We start from the raw sequence: 14,173 nt of genomic DNA, 5'->3' as shown, positions 1-14,173 counted from the left end.
CGGACCGCCCTCGCTGCGGTGCTGCCCTGTCGTCTAAAGGTAAGACCACGGACTCTGACTCCGTTAATTGAGGTTCGAATCCTCACGGGGCATCCAGCGACCTGTCAGATTTCACAAACCGTCGCGCTAGTTTGCAGTTGAGCGGTTGAGTGAAATGCGCTCCCTTTCCTGCGGTGGATGACGGTAATCCGTGCCGACATCGAGATGTGAGTACTGCACATCCACACGAAACAAGAACGCCTCGCTGCTAGGGCAACCCGTTCAGCGAGGCAGTATGCCATCGTCGCCAGAGCGACCTGCCATTGTCTAGTCGAAGCGGTAGTTCCGCCACTGTTTGCCAATTCCAGCGCGGTGAGCGTGGACCGCGGCGAAGTCGCGACCCCAGCGTTGGATTGTCTTTATTGAAGGCACCATGAGGAGGGGCAGACCGCAGCGAAAACGCCCTGCGTTGATGCGCTCGACGTCCTTCCGGATCCAGTGATCGAGGTGTGTTGCCGGACAGTGGCGCGCTATGATGGACGCGGCGACCCAACGTCGTTCCGCAATCAGCCTCACCTTGGCGCGGAGTCCCGCCACCGACGAGTCGCCGTCATCTTCGATCAGCCAGCCGCCGCCAGCGAAAGATCCGTCATCCGGCCCGAACAGCACGGTCATCCCCTCCGCATAGGAGTTTGCCGTCGCATCCGCGACTAGGGCGTTCGCGTGCGGCGGCAAACTGACGGGCTCGTCCAGGATCCAAAGATTATCTGTCCCAGGATCCATAGGCACCCAATTCATGATCGCCAGAAGCTGGCGCATACGGGGTGTGATGGAAAAGGCGGTGACGCGTGAGAGCGCAGCCCCGACCTGCTTCGTGATTTCCGGATCTGCCAAGGACGAGTCGCGCAACGCTCCGGCGTTGAGCTCTAAAGATTCCATGAGTTCGATCGGCGCCCGTGCGAACGAGTCGATATCGCGCTCGGCCCCCAGCCGTTTCAGGTCGATGTGCATTGCTTGCTCCGTAACTTGGCGATTAAGTTCGGCAGGCTCGATCGGTTGCCTCAGGATGCGAACCGCGCCCGACCGTTCGATTTTAGGCGTTCCAGGCGACGCGCAATGGCTGGCGACCAATCGCGAGCCGGAAGCCCAAAGGACGCTTCCCACGGCCCAGCTTGCATCCCGATCAGCGTGTCCACATCGCCGGTCTGACCAAGTGACAGCACCTTCCCCGCCTCTGGATGGTAGACGTCAACTAGCAGATCGTCCGACTTCGGCGGGGCGAGCTGAAGCAGCACTGCCTCGTCGTAGTCCCTGGCGACGACTTTCCGCGGCAGGCCGGAGAAGCGGGTGGTGATGGATGCGGTCCATCCGTCTCCGTCAATCTCCCAGACACGGGCGGTGCGGCCGTCGTCTAGGTCAAGGCTCGCCCAGCGCCCCCGGGTGTGACCGATCTCGACAACTTGGTCGCGAATGATCCTGGCTCGCGCTAGCCGCGTCATGCCCTTAGCTTCCGACATGCTATTCTCCCTTCCTAAACTGCGATGACAGCCGCCGATTAAGACGGCGCTACCGAAGTGGGTTTGTTTTCCCGACTTCGTGCCGGCTATGGTCTCCACGGCACATCGAGCGGCAACCGGCCGACGTCGAAGGCCAGCGACGACCCGCCGCCCGCCTGAGCGGCGTTCGAGATGACAAAGCCGCGCCCCTGCAGCAGCGCATGGTCAAGCACATCCGACAGTGGGCGTCCGGGAAGAGCCGCAACAACGGTGGCGGGCAGCGCCTGGTGGACCATCAGGTATCCGACCCCGTCCATGGTCGACAGCCAGAAGCCGTCTCCGCGGAGCACGATATCCAACGACCCGCCGAACACCTTCACCTCCACGACCGGACCGAAGACGCCCTCCGAAATGATCGCATCGCCGATCAACGGCGCCGGGCGCCTGGACAAGTGCCTTCCCGCTTTGACCATCCGGTTCGTCGCCGTTCCCGTTCGACCGTACTCCGCCTCACGGGCGGTGACGGATGGCCAGATGTGGCCGGGACGGAGGCGCTGCATTGCGTCCACCACCCCCGATTTCGCCAGTTCCAAGACTTCCGGCACGAGAACGGACATCGAGACGACGGTGGCGGTCAAATAGGATCTGAACGAGGCCAGGCGAAGCTGCTCAAGCATGCGGTCGAGCATCGCCGCCTCTTCCCGGGCGCGCTTGCCGGCGATTTCCCGGATAGTCGCCTGTTCGAGCTCACTCACCGGGTCTCACCGTCGATCTGCGACGCCACTGACAGGCTGAGGAGGTGCTGACTGAACACGTCCGCCCCCTTCCGATACGCCATTTGCCCCCAGTCGTCCCACCGACCAATCCGGGCGGCGAGCCAGGCATACAGGTGATCCCGCGAGGCCGGCTCGGAGAATGAAATGGACCAGGTCACGCGACGCACCGGCATTCGTGCGCCGGTTCCGGCCTCCATGCTCGTCAGGGTTATCAGGTGCGATGCCCCGATCCGCTCTCGGGCGAACACATGACGGCGAAGGCCGATCGATGCTTCGAAGGTTTGCAGCGCATCATCGCGCGCGCGTTCGGCATCGCCCCGATCCGATTCGATGACGGCGTCGATCACCTCGGTCATCGGCAGCGGTTCCCATGCCGGATTCCTAGTGGCACGAAGCATCATCAGAGCCGACCTCCCCGCCGGACTGAGACCGACGCTGAAGGGATCGTTCCTGTTGAAAACGCCCTCGGCCTTACCGAGCATGCCGATCGACGCCAACCAGCAAAGATAGAAGCGACGGAACGTCAGGTCGCCGCCAAAGATGTCATGCTGGCTCTCTACCCGCCCGAACCTGCCAGCATCCTTCGACGAGAGGACGCGCAGCAGCAACTCGTGCTGCTCCTCCGCGAAATGGACGTCTGCGAAGCCAAGCTCGCCCTGCCAGAAGGCTTCCCGCACGGACTTCCACCTGCGACCGTCCTCGTCCTCAAGTGCGCCGTCGCGCGAGCGGAGCCACCAGCCCCACGGCAGCTCCCCCGCCCGGTGGCTGTCGCGCGCGCTCACCGCCCACCCCGCTGCGGATCAAGGCCGACGGCAGGAAGGGGTGGGCCTTCCCGCTCAGGCACCGGCTTGCCGTCGGCAATCGCCCTCAGCTGAGCTGCGAGGTTCCGCACCTCCCGCACGACGTAGCCGTCGTCCCGGTACTCGGCGGCGGTCTCCGCGCCCATGAAGCGCTGGCGATCCCGAACGCTGCCTGGCACCACGTCGTAGACGTGATTGCAGCGGAAGCCGAACCACCAATGCCCGTCTCCCGCCCGGTGCTCCGTGGCCTGCAGCAAGGGGATCACACCGACGACGACATGGCAAATCCGTTTAGCCTCGACGATGAGACGGCGTTGCGGCGAAGGACCATCGTCGCAGATCCGTGAATAGGTTAGTCCGCCGTGGACATCGATACCGAGCTCCGTCGGCACGGCATCGTGATCCCAACCGAAGAGCGGGTGAGCCTCAGGCACGCCTACGTATCCGCTCAGGAATCCTTCCCCGCTGTCACGCAACATTATGCACTCGTATCCGGTGGCCGGATCGATCCAGCTGAGCTTGTCGGCCTCACCCAACCATCGAGGATCGTCGCGCGGCTTGGCGCCATTAACGAAATAGATTTCCGCTGCCGGCACGGTCCCTGTGGAGGTCGCGTAAGTGCGGCCCGTGATGCGGGTGACGCCCTCCTCACGAGCCACCTCGCCGCCGGTCCCCAGCATTCTCGCAAGCGCGCGAGCCGATCCCCACGCGGGTGCAATGGTCGCCTCCAGCGCAGGCGTCAGAGGCTGGGCGACGGTATAGAAAGTGGTAGACTTCCGGGCGCGCGACTCCGCAGTCTTCTTCCTAGCCATGCTTATGTTCTCCTTCGGGATGACGACCGCGTCGGCGGTCAGAGGAAGCGCGTGCGCGGGGTCACGCGCACCACCTCCGGACAGATCTTCTGCGGGCGGGCTTCCGCGGCGTAGACGTTGGCCGCAAGCCAGAACTGCTCCTGAACGAGCTGGTCATCTGCGACTTCACGCCACCAGACCTTACGGTCGTCAGCAGCGTCCCACCGGTAGCCGCGGGCTCGCAACTGGTCCTTGAGATCAAAATGCGCGCCGCGCGCCCGCACGATCCACGTCGGCTTCGAGCCAGTCTTGATCATCTCGGACAGGGCGGTCTGCCCGGCGGCGTCCTCGTGACGCAGCATCTGAATGAGCGCGTCCACGTCCGCCGACGCGCGATGTCCACAGTGATAGTAGCCGCGCTGAAGCAGGAGATATCCCAAGACGCGGCCGTCGAAGCCGCGCTTGCGCCAGTCCACCTGCCGCATCGAGCAGCACCAGTTCAGGCCCGCGGCACCGGGCAGCCGACGTTCGACCCAAGCACGGTCGAACGACGAATTGTGGGCGACGACGAAGCTAGCCGATCGAAGCAGCCGGGTCGCATCGTCATCGTCGATCTCGCGACCGGCCAAGTCGGCGTCCGTCAGCCCGGTGAGTGCGGAAATGTCCGGCTGAAGCGGCTCGCCCGGATCCTCGCGCCACTCGAACGCCTCGTCGATGTCGGTGATGACGCCCTTGGCATCGTAGCGAAACCGCCGGATGGCGAGTTCGATCACCTTGCCGGTATTCACGTCGAGACCCGTGGTCTCGACGTCGATCGCCACACCGATGTGCGGGCCGCGGCCGGCACCGTCGCCGGTCGACCCCTCGTGCAGCCGGAGCGGATACAGGACGCGCACGTCCCCGGCGCCGGTCGCGCTCCCGCGACCGGCCTCTACCATCATGTCCATATGTAACTCCAAAGAGACGCCCGCCGGCACAGGGTGGGGGCGCCATCAGAGCGGAGGCGCTTCAGTCCACCCTGAGAGGTGTGGTCACTCGGTCACCATCGACCGGTCACGCCTAGATGCCCATCTCAATGTCCACCGCGAAGGTCCGGGCGCTCGGCTTGGCGCAGTCGCGCTCCATCTGCCGGATGAGCTCAATGACGGGCGCCGGCACAAGCGCGATCACCGGCGGCGAGGCGACGTGTATCCCTTGGCGGATGTCGGCCAGCTCGGCGACATCGGGACCAAACCGTCCCGCGAGGCGGGTCCGGACCTCGGTGGCGTCGCGAGCGAGGCTGGCGTGGAAGACCTGCGTCATCCGGTTGTCGCGAGTGTCAACGATGGTAGCGGTATAGAGGCGCACCCGCGCCGCCCGGGTGGACCGCCCCCGGATCGGCTTGCCGCGCCCAGAGAAACTGTTGGCGTAAAGACGGGGAAAATCGTGCTCATTGAACCCGTCGTCGTCGTCATTGGCGAGCAGCGCGTCCATCGACGAGCGATCCGCATCCATGCCCAGGCCGAGGCCGTGAAGCAGGATGCCGCGCATGCAGGCGTCACGGTTGAGGCAAGCGTCGACCGCCGCCGCGCCATCGAACACCGCGCGGGGCGCGAACATCCAGGTCATCGGATCGTGCTCTACCGCCTCGCGCTGAAAACGGGTGGCGGTCTCCGTCGCCACCAAGGCCACGCGTCCAATCGCTCGGCGCGTGGTGATAACTATCTCGTCCGCCGCGCCGTCCTCGTCGAGGGGATCGGGGAACAGCGCGCCAACGTGTGCAGGCTCTTCGGCATCGTTGTTCGACGGCCGGCTACCCTGGTTCCAGCTGGCGTCAGTTAGCTCGGCGACAATCGCGTCCATGTGTCACTCCATCGTCGCCGACAGGGTTACGTCGGCACTGGCGACGAGCGCCGACCAACCCAAAATAGGGCCGATACGGAATAATGCAATACTTCGCGAATTATTGTAGCGTTAGCGGTGTATCAACGATATTTGCCGGGAGTCTTTGCTGCGAGGCGAAGCCAGCATAGAACGGTAGGAGTGGAAAATATGCGTGCCTTCCAGATCATGAGCGCCTTGGCGCAGGCGAGCCGCTTTGCGGCTTTCCGTGCGCTTGTCGAGGCGCTTCCTGAGGGTATGGCATCCAGCGACATCGCGACCGCCATCGGCACGGCGCCCAACACCATGAGCGCGCACCTTGCGATTCTCGAGCGCGCAGGGCTCGTATCGTCAGAGAAAATCGGCCGAAGCGTGGTCTACAAGGCGGAGACGGCGCCGGCCGAGGACTTGAGTTCGTTCCTCACCCATGCATGTGAACGCGGAAAGGCTTCTCGGAGGTGAGATTGTCACCGTCGACGCGATGCGGATGTCTCGCTGAAGGGGCCTCTTCGCGTGAATTATCTTCGTCGGCGATGTGAGGGCATGGACAACGACATGAGATGGATCGTGACCGTTAACAAGGTCAACGACGCCCTCGTCCGATCTCACCTCGCGAAATCGGGACCGAACACCGACCTCAACGTTTTCGTCATTCGCGCCGTCGAATAGGAATTCGACGGACACGTATTGCCCGAGCATGGGCTCACGAACATGCGTCCGGCACGGACAGAAGAGGTGTGAAAGATTGCCATCCCTTTGCCGCCTCGGTGATGATGCTTGCCCTGCTCGGGGCAGCACAGGGGGTCGCCGTCGGCGAGACATTCCGCTGCACGCCGACCCAGGCCCGGGATGGCGATGGTCCAGCCAGGTGCGCCGAAGGGGCCGCGTTTGCGGGTGGTAGGAGTCGCTCCCCGAGAGGCAGACGGCATCTACCGACGAGGTCAGCCTTGTTCGCCGGCTACGGCGCGGCAGGCACACGATGCGCTCGTGCGTACCGTCGGATCACCACACGGTTGATTGTCCGAAGGCTATGTGCTGTTCGACGGATCGGCCACGCGCTGTACGTCGGATGGGAACGCCAAAGGCATGTGAACCGCCGCCTAGTGCGTATCGCCAAGAGGGGACGAAGTGTAATGCGCCATGGTGAGAAGCGGCACCGTCATTCTCTTGCAACGGTACTGGGGTCAGCATCACTGCTGACGGTTGGCACCGGCCTCGTGCATTCCGACGGGCATCGTGCCTGTGGAGGACACGACCAGCTGTGCAAACGGACTCAACTTTCCTATGAAGCGGAGACGCTTCGCGCCCATTTTGAGGAAAGGCTTTGAGAACATGTTATGGGAAAGCTGTCTTCAAAATGCGGAAGTGACATGGTTGGCGGGCTGAGCCTTTCCATCAATGCCCCCCCAAAGAGAACATCATCACCCGTCTCGCCGGGGCGCTTGTGGTCGAGTTAAGTAACGAATTGGTAGTTAAACTAGGACTTCACATTACACTGGAAAGCATTGCAAAATTGAACGATAATACCATCATCACGACGCCAACGACAGCGACTTATTAACATCGCCTTGGACGAAGATTGACTTGGCTAGACAGCCGAAGCTACATCAATTGGGGAATGTGATATTTGGGTTTGCTAATTCTCAATTGATAACCCGTCTTGTTGCACGAGTCCGAGGAGGCAGCCCCCAAATGGTCAATGAATTATTCAAATTATTCTCCCGGCCAAAACGCTCTTGAATAGGCGAAAACGCCTGCTCACCATTCTGGCTGAAAGGGGAAGGCTGCGAAGATCGCTCCTGTCTTTACGGCGCATTGGGTGCTCCGATGTTAACCGGACTTACTGGCGTCAACTGCTTGCCATTCGTCGCAGAACCGCTTTCGGAACCCGATTTTTCGATCTCGCATAGCATATGCTACTCGACCTCTTCATTTTCCAAGGAGACAGAGAGATGCTGAGCGTGTGTGGCTTGCGCGTCGTCGTGAGCGCTGCGTATGCTAAGACGCTCCGATACCCGTCCGCGGTCGATGATGGCGACCTAGAGGAACGGCTTTGCGATCCGGCCGATTGGCGCCGAAGGTTCGTCCGACGAACCGACTTGGCACGCAAGCTCATGGTCGCGGTTCAGGCTACGCTATCATGGAGCGTCAACCAAGTATCCAGCCTTTCAAGAATTACAAAGGCGCCAGCCCGATGAACGACGCCGCGGCATCTGATCTGTTCCGCAATGAGGTGATGGAAGCTCGCAGGACCCGCCTTCAAGGCGAAGTGCTGCTGACCCGGCCGCTGAAAGCGCATCTGGTCATCATACTCTTAGCCGTGCTCGTCGTTTCGTCGGCCGCCTGGATCGGTCTTGGTCGGTACTCTCGCATCGAAGCGGCCAAGGGGATCGTCGAGACCGATGCGCCATCGGCCAAGGTCGTCGCTCTCCGTCCCGGCATCGTCCGGGCGCTCGAGGTGAGGGACGGTCAGCGGGTTACAAAGGGGCAGACGCTCGCCGTTGTCCAGCTAGAGCAAGAATATGCGCAGGGCTCGACGGTTTCCGAAGAAGGGCTGACCGCCCTCGCTGCGCAGCATGAGTTGGCTCTGAGCCAGATGAGCATCGCTCGGACGAGGGCGTCGGGCGAACGCGCTACGCTCCAAGCCGTTGTCGACGGCAGCACTAGACAGCAGATTGATCTCGCCAAACAGATCGCACTCCAGCGCGAACTCGTCCAATCACTCGAGGTGGCGATCAAACGCATCTCACCCATCGCCGAACGAGGCTTCGTCCCTCAGGTGGAAATTGATCGCCGCCGCATCGAGCTTATCTCGGCGCGACAGGCACTCAGCCGGCTATTGCAGCAAAACACTTCATTGGCCGCGGAAGCACTCCGCGCGAACAAGCAGATGCGCCAGCTGCGAGCGGAGATGGAAGGCCAGATCGCCAGCGCGCGATCGACGGTCGAGGGTCTTCGTCTGCAAAGCTCGCAGCTGCGCGGCGGACGGACTTACGTCCTCACGGCCGCGAACGACGGCATTGTCACTGCGATCCAAACCGCGATAGGCAAGGTCGTTGACGGAAGCGTGCCTTTGATGACGCTGATGCCAGAGGATGCGGTGGTTCACGTTGATCTCTATGCGCCAAGCCGCGCTATCGGACTCGTCCGATCGGGACAAGAGGTCCGACTCCTTTACGACGCATTCCCGTTCGAGCGCTTCGGCAGTCAGCGCGGCACGATAAGCGAGATATCGAGGATCGCTCTCGATCCGCGCGAGATCGCGGCACCGTTACGCACCGAAGAGGCTGTCTATCGAGTAAGGGTGCGACCGGACAGCCAGACAGTAACCGCCTTCGGCGAGCAGGTGCCTCTCCAGCCCGGCATGACGCTGTCCGCTAACATCGTCCTCGAACGCCGCAGCTTTCTCGACTGGCTCTTGGAGCCAATCAGGGCCGTCATGCGTAGGGATCGCTGATCGTGAGCGTAGTCGATCTTTTGGATTTCGGAGGTGCACGCCGTACGCCGCTGATCCGACAGGCGGAGGCAAGTGAGTGCGGTCTTGCCTGCGTCGCGATGATCGCTGGGCATCACGGCTTCCGGACCGACCTGCCGATGCTACGCCGCCACTTTGGCGTTAGCATGAGGGGCGCGACGCTTAAGTCGCTCATCCGCATCGCTGAATACGTGGGCCTCTCGTGCCGGGCGCTTCGCGGTGAACTGTCCGATCTGCGTGAAATCCGCCTGCCCGCCATCTTGCACTGGAACCTCAGCCATTTCGTGGTCCTTACGCGCGTAACGAACGGCATTCGAGGGGCCAGATTTCACGTCCACGATCCGGCACGCGGGGCGATAAGCTACGGAGAGGTTGATTTCTCCCGTCATTTTACCGGAGTCTTTCTCGAAGTATCGAAGGCCACGACCTTCCGCCCTCAAAGGGAACGGCCAGCGCTGAGGATCAGTCAACTCTGGTCTAGCGTGACCGGTATAGGCGGCACGCTGGCGGGCGTGCTTCTCCTTTCCGGCATACTTCAGCTCATCGCGCTCGCATCGCCCTTCTACCTTCAGCTCGCGATCGACAACGTCCTCCCCGCATCTGACGAGCAGCTGCTGAAAATGCTGGCGATCGGCTTCGGCGGGCTCGCCGCGATTAACCTGCTGACAAGCTGGCTCCGATCGGTGGCCCTCCTGAACATGACCAACGCCTTCTCCTTCCAAATCATCGACAATCTTTACCGCCACCTGCTCAGCCTGCCACTGGCATGGTTCGAGAAGAGGCACGTAGGTGACGTGATCTCGCGCTTTGGCTCGACCCAACCAATTTCGAGCTTCGTCAGCGAGGGAATGGTTTCTGCGGTGATCGACGGCGCGATGGCATTCATCACGCTTGGCCTCATGTTCGTCTACTCGCCCAAGCTGGCTGCTATAGCGGTCGGAGCCTGGATCGCCTTCGTGCTCCTTAAGCTGGCGTCCTTCGGCGCAATGAAGCGCGTCAATGCGGACTCGATAGCCGCAAATGCGCGGGAGAACACAGCCTTCATCGAATCGGTCAGGGGCGCGGCAACACTTAAGGCCTTTGGACAGGAGACGAACCGACAGCGAATTTGGCAGTCGCTTAAGGCCGCAGCCATCAACGCGCAGATGCGCTTAGGCCGCGTCACCGCCCTGTTCACCGCCGCATCAAGCGGCGTACTGGCCATTGAGCGTGTCGTGTTCGTCTACGTGGCCGTCAGCATGGCCATATCGGGCGGCTTCAGCGTCGGCATGATCTTCGCCTTCCAAGCATACAAGTCCCAGTTCCTCGATGCGGCGAACCGCTTGGTCGAGCAGGGTCTGTTGTACCGCCTGCTCGACGTGCACCTCGGGCGGATCGCCGACATAGCCCTCTCTAAACCGGAGCCAACGACGGCATCCGGCATGCTTGAGACGCCGATCCATGGTGAGATCGAGCTGCGCAACGTCAGCTTCCGCTATGGTCATGGGGACGCAGACATTCTGAAGGGCGTTAATCTCCACGTCGCTCGGGGCGAAATGATCGCACTCGTCGGCCCGTCGGGAGGCGGCAAGACCACATTGATGAAGATCATGATGGGGCTGCTCGAACCCACTTCAGGCATGGTCCTCATCGACGGCAAGCCCTTAGGCAAGTTAGGTAATCGGACTTGGAGAGCGCGCATGGGCTCGGTGATGCAGGAGGATCAACTCTTCGCCGGATCCTTGGCCGAGAACGTGTCGTTCTTTGATCCCGAGATAGACATGACGAAGGTGGAGGAGTGTTGCAGAAGGGCAGCCATCATCGATGAGATAAGACGAATGCCACTCGAGTTCGAGTCGCTCGTCGGGGACATGGGATCGACCCTATCAGGTGGTCAGCGGCAGCGAATCATGCTGGCGCGCGCGCTCTACTGCGATCCAGTCGCGTTGTTCATGGACGAGGGCACCGCCAACCTCGATCCTGCGACCGAAGCCGCAGTGATCGGCACAGTGCGTGAGATGGACGCTACACGAGTATTAAGCGCGCACCGGCCTTTGGCCGTCCATGCGGCATCGCGGGTCATGATCGTAGCCGGAGGGCAGGTGCGCGAGATGGAGCGGCAGCCGCTCGTGGTTAATGCCGCCCCGCCGGCAGGGGGCGACAATGAGGCTCCGGCCACAACGATTCAGCTGAGCGTCCCGCAACCTCCGAGCCAGCAGACTTAAGCAGCGCCTAGTGTTTTGCGTTACATCTGCGTTTTAATTGTGTTTTAAATTAAAGGGTCATCATAACGGGTAGGTCGTGGTGACGGGAGCAATGATCGAGGCGACGCTGGAGTTGTGGGCATCATCGCTGCGCGAGGTAAGGGCGAAGACGCAGCCCATATTAGGCCAGGCGCGTGTCGCGGTGTCAGCGAACAGTTTTCTGGATGGCCTGCTGAGCGACGGGCGCTGCAAGACGGGGTGTATGCGCGCCGAGGCCGCCGGCGATGCAGGACCATGGCGGCAGCAGGCAATCCTGGGACGCGGGCAGTCGAATGCGGATGCCTTGCGCGACATCGCGCGCGGCTATGCGCTTGAGCACCTAGGCGCTAATGATGCGGTGCTCGTCGTCGACGACACCGGGTTTTTGAAGCAGGGCAAGGCGTCATGCGGCGCGGGGCGCCAATATGCCGGATCGGCCGGCTAGGTGATCAGCTGCCAGGTCGGCGTGTTCGCCACTTATGTTTAGGCCAAGGGCCACGCTTTCGTTGGCTGTGCGCTCTATCTGCCCAAGACCTGAGCCGCTGATCCGGTACGCTTGGTGGCCGCGCGTGTGCCGGAGGGTACGGCGCTTTCAACCAAGCCGGCGTTGGCGGTGAAGATGATCGAACGCGTGATCGCGGCCGATGTGCCGTTTGCCTGGTCGTGGCGGATGCGGTCTACGGCGTCGGCGACATCAAGCAGGTGCTGCGCCGTGCCGGCAAGCGTGTCCTGAGCCTATCGAAGGGGTTATGTGCTGGCCGTGAAGGACGACCATCGCTTCGGCTCGGGGGGCGACAAGCCGGTCGTCGCGGGCATCGCCGCGCAGATCGTAAACGACCTTAATCTGTTGCTTGGTAGCATCTGTCGGCGGGTCAGGCACCGAGGGCGAACGCCTCCATGACTCAGGGCCTATTTCGAACTCGCCGACCTCGAAGCCGACGAACATGTCGATGGCGCAGTCGGGACATGGACGAAAGGCCTGTTGATCCGCCGCCACGTCGCCGGTGATGACCTTGCCTTATTCACCACCAGGTGCCCGCCGACACGACCATTGAAACCCTTGTTGTAGTGGAAGGGCATCGGTGGGCCATCGACGACAGCTTCGCGACCGCTAAGAACGAACTCGGCCTCGACCCACATGAGACCCGCTCCTGGCATGGCCAGCACCGGCACGCCTCGCTCGTCATGCTGGCCTTCGCGATACTGGCGGCCATCCATGCCCCCCCAAAAAAAGAGCCTGGACGGGACCACGGAGCTGATCCGCCGGTGCGCCCAGGAACTCCGCCGTATCGTCATCAGGCTCGCACAGCGGCGCATCGAGCCTCGTCACGTTATCGCTTGGCCATGCTGGCGACGCGAACATCAAACCGCCGCTCGACGCGAGCATCTTTTTTAATCAAGAACGCAACTGCAATGCCAACAGATGAATTTCAGGCTCGTCTACGTTATATCCATTGGACTGCTTTGCTAAAATAATACTTTATGATAAAGTAAAATTCTAGTTGAGGCTTACTTTTGCCGACCATGCCAGTCATATCTAATTTAACTATTTTGCTGACTTGAGAAGAGAAAATTTCCCATTCTTGTATATCACTTCGACCGACCTAAATGGATTGCTATCCCGAGTGAATAGCTCTTTGAATACGAAATCAGCACCATCCGCCCCACAAAAGACTCTTACAAAAGAGCTGCCGCGAAGATCAGATAGCCAGCTGTTGAGCTGCGCTATCTCTAGATTACTTACCTTCCTATTCCCTATGTTCATTTTTTTCAAACGAAAATAGGTTTTCGAAGAAGCGTAATCAATCAATATGTGACTACTGCCGCAGTTTACCACATACTTCGCAGAAATACCTTGAGCTTCAGGAGGTTCGAAAATTTCCGGCGGCATCAATGCATCCTGATGCCCACTTCCAACTTGCGAGACAGCAAGAGCAAGAGATACAAATTTCTCAATCATACAACACTCATTCAATTACAGGGTGTATAATTAGATTCTTTTGCATATGTAGCTTGGCCGGGATTTTCGGCAGGGTGCTTCGACCAGTCCTGATCTGAATACTTAAATTCTTTCACCGCTCCATTAAATGAAATATATGTTGTATAATTTTGCCAACCTTGAATCCCAGCATCTCTCTGTCTCTCAGCTTCGTTCTTCATATTTTGCATATCATGCCATGAAGGCTGTGATTGGGCGTCGTGGGACCATTCCGGAACCGGATAAGCTGCGCTATTCGGGTCATTGGGATTCTGCAACGTATGCGTCGGATGATTGTGGACAGAACCAAGAATAACTGCCCCCGGTGGCACACCATAATCAGCATAGGTAAAGCCACTTACGGTAGTAGGCTGGCGACTTGTCAGAACTTGCGACGAGCGTATGACTCCATCCTGATCGCGATAGACAAATCCGTTATATTCATATTTATAACTTTCTGATTTGTCGACGATGTCCTTGTTAACATTGCTTGCAGCGCAATCATCCGTTGGCGCCGACTGGCCTGCATGATCCTGACTGCCGCCAGAGCCCCCGGAACCGCCCCAACCACCGGATCCACCCATACCAGGATAGCCAGAACCGCTGCCGCCAGAACCACCCCCGCTGCCGGAACCATCAATTACCCAGCCATAGCCCGGGATATATGTTCCTCCAGAAACGAACTCGATTTCGATCTCGGTAAGCTGTCGCATCAAGAGCCTCTATTGCTGGTCAAGGTTAAGTCAGTTTCTAGCACGCGAAATGTTACAGTAAGTTGGCATTTTGGCGGAATTTA

Annotated in this window: 12 protein-coding genes, 1 tRNA gene and 1 pseudogene; 5 read left to right on the top strand and 9 right to left on the bottom strand. The window is 60.5% G+C overall.

Annotation, left to right across the window (positions count from 1 at the left end; translation table 11 throughout):
• Positions 1 to 22 precede the first annotated feature (22 nt).
• Positions 23 to 96 (top strand) — tRNA-Gln (locus CA237_RS03795).
• 210 nt (positions 97 to 306) lie between these two features.
• On the opposite strand, the gene CA237_RS03790 is transcribed toward CA237_RS03795, so the two are convergent.
• The 7 genes from CA237_RS03790 to CA237_RS03760 form a co-directional block, all read right to left on the bottom strand.
• Positions 307 to 990 (bottom strand): hypothetical protein, encoded by a 684-nt coding sequence (locus CA237_RS03790; RefSeq protein WP_126012987.1) that lies wholly within the window; start codon positions 988 to 990, stop codon positions 307 to 309.
• A gap of 50 nt (positions 991 to 1,040) precedes the next feature.
• On the bottom strand, positions 1,041 to 1,496 hold the full coding sequence (locus CA237_RS03785; protein WP_126012984.1) for a hypothetical protein: 456 nt from the start codon (positions 1,494 to 1,496) through the stop codon (positions 1,041 to 1,043).
• An 86-nt stretch (positions 1,497 to 1,582) separates the two neighbouring features.
• A complete protein-coding gene (locus CA237_RS03780; RefSeq protein ID WP_126012981.1) occupies positions 1,583 to 2,230 on the bottom strand; it encodes a hypothetical protein in 648 nt (215 codons plus the stop codon).
• Positions 2,227 to 3,033 carry a hypothetical protein gene (locus tag CA237_RS03775; RefSeq protein ID WP_126012978.1) on the bottom strand — a complete coding sequence of 269 codons (807 nt, stop codon included), beginning with the start codon at positions 3,031 to 3,033 and terminating at the stop codon, positions 2,227 to 2,229. The genes CA237_RS03780 and CA237_RS03775 overlap by 4 nt, the downstream gene beginning before the upstream one ends.
• On the bottom strand, positions 3,030 to 3,863 hold the full coding sequence (locus CA237_RS03770) for a hypothetical protein (protein WP_126012974.1): 834 nt from the start codon (positions 3,861 to 3,863) through the stop codon (positions 3,030 to 3,032). The genes CA237_RS03775 and CA237_RS03770 overlap by 4 nt, the downstream gene beginning before the upstream one ends.
• Positions 3,864 to 3,901: 38 nt before the next feature.
• Positions 3,902 to 4,789 carry a 3'-5' exonuclease gene (locus CA237_RS03765; RefSeq protein ID WP_241215428.1) on the bottom strand — a complete coding sequence of 296 codons (888 nt, stop codon included), beginning with the start codon at positions 4,787 to 4,789 and terminating at the stop codon, positions 3,902 to 3,904.
• Between the two features lie 112 nt (positions 4,790 to 4,901).
• Positions 4,902 to 5,684: a hypothetical protein gene (locus tag CA237_RS03760; RefSeq protein WP_241215427.1), complete on the bottom strand. Its 783-nt coding sequence runs from the start codon at positions 5,682 to 5,684 to the stop codon at positions 4,902 to 4,904.
• A gap of 189 nt (positions 5,685 to 5,873) precedes the next feature.
• On the opposite strand from CA237_RS03760, the gene CA237_RS03755 reads away from it, so the two are divergent.
• The 4 genes and pseudogenes from CA237_RS03755 to CA237_RS03740 all read left to right on the top strand — a co-directional run.
• Positions 5,874 to 6,164: a metalloregulator ArsR/SmtB family transcription factor gene (locus tag CA237_RS03755; RefSeq protein ID WP_126012971.1), complete on the top strand. Its 291-nt coding sequence runs from the start codon at positions 5,874 to 5,876 to the stop codon at positions 6,162 to 6,164.
• Positions 6,165 to 7,896: 1,732 nt separating this feature from the next.
• On the top strand, positions 7,897 to 9,159 hold the full coding sequence (locus CA237_RS03750) for an HlyD family efflux transporter periplasmic adaptor subunit (RefSeq protein ID WP_164523826.1): 1,263 nt from the start codon (positions 7,897 to 7,899) through the stop codon (positions 9,157 to 9,159).
• A 2-nt stretch (positions 9,160 to 9,161) separates the two neighbouring features.
• A complete protein-coding gene (locus CA237_RS03745) occupies positions 9,162 to 11,381 on the top strand; it encodes a peptidase domain-containing ABC transporter (protein WP_126012965.1) in 2,220 nt (739 codons plus the stop codon).
• Positions 11,382 to 11,472: 91 nt separating this feature from the next.
• Positions 11,473 to 12,605, top strand: a pseudogene (locus CA237_RS03740) (IS701 family transposase); the annotation flags it as partial.
• A 340-nt stretch (positions 12,606 to 12,945) separates the two neighbouring features.
• Here CA237_RS03740 and CA237_RS03735 read toward each other — a convergent pair.
• Both CA237_RS03735 and CA237_RS03730 read right to left on the bottom strand, forming a co-directional pair.
• Positions 12,946 to 13,359 carry a hypothetical protein gene (locus CA237_RS03735; RefSeq protein WP_126012962.1) on the bottom strand — a complete coding sequence of 138 codons (414 nt, stop codon included), beginning with the start codon at positions 13,357 to 13,359 and terminating at the stop codon, positions 12,946 to 12,948.
• 11 nt (positions 13,360 to 13,370) lie between these two features.
• A complete protein-coding gene (locus CA237_RS03730) occupies positions 13,371 to 14,090 on the bottom strand; it encodes a hypothetical protein (RefSeq protein ID WP_126012959.1) in 720 nt (239 codons plus the stop codon).
• Between the last annotated feature and the right edge of the window lie 83 nt (positions 14,091 to 14,173).

The sequence above is a fragment of the Sphingomonas sp. ABOLH genome (assembly GCF_003951715.1).
Classification (GTDB): domain Bacteria; phylum Pseudomonadota; class Alphaproteobacteria; order Sphingomonadales; family Sphingomonadaceae; genus Sphingomonas; species Sphingomonas hankookensis_A.
This window is presented reverse-complemented; position numbering and strand designations above follow the sequence as displayed.

Bases quoted from the DNA above. Each gene is read 5' to 3' on its own strand.
- CA237_RS03755 (WP_126012971.1), top strand. From the start codon at position 5,874: ATGCGTGCCTTCCAGATCATGAGCGCCTTGGCGCAGGCGAGCCGCTTT.
- CA237_RS03760 (WP_241215427.1), bottom strand. From the start codon at position 5,684: ATGGACGCGATTGTCGCCGAGCTAACTGACGCCAGCTGGAACCAGGGT.
- CA237_RS03730 (WP_126012959.1), bottom strand. From the start codon at position 14,090: ATGCGACAGCTTACCGAGATCGAAATCGAGTTCGTTTCTGGAGGAACA.
- CA237_RS03735 (WP_126012962.1), bottom strand. From the start codon at position 13,359: ATGATTGAGAAATTTGTATCTCTTGCTCTTGCTGTCTCGCAAGTTGGA.
- CA237_RS03770 (WP_126012974.1), bottom strand. From the start codon at position 3,863: ATGGCTAGGAAGAAGACTGCGGAGTCGCGCGCCCGGAAGTCTACCACT.
- CA237_RS03765 (WP_241215428.1), bottom strand. From the start codon at position 4,789: ATGGACATGATGGTAGAGGCCGGTCGCGGGAGCGCGACCGGCGCCGGG.
- CA237_RS03785 (WP_126012984.1), bottom strand. From the start codon at position 1,496: ATGTCGGAAGCTAAGGGCATGACGCGGCTAGCGCGAGCCAGGATCATT.
- CA237_RS03750 (WP_164523826.1), top strand. From the start codon at position 7,897: ATGAACGACGCCGCGGCATCTGATCTGTTCCGCAATGAGGTGATGGAA.
- CA237_RS03790 (WP_126012987.1), bottom strand. From the start codon at position 990: ATGCACATCGACCTGAAACGGCTGGGGGCCGAGCGCGATATCGACTCG.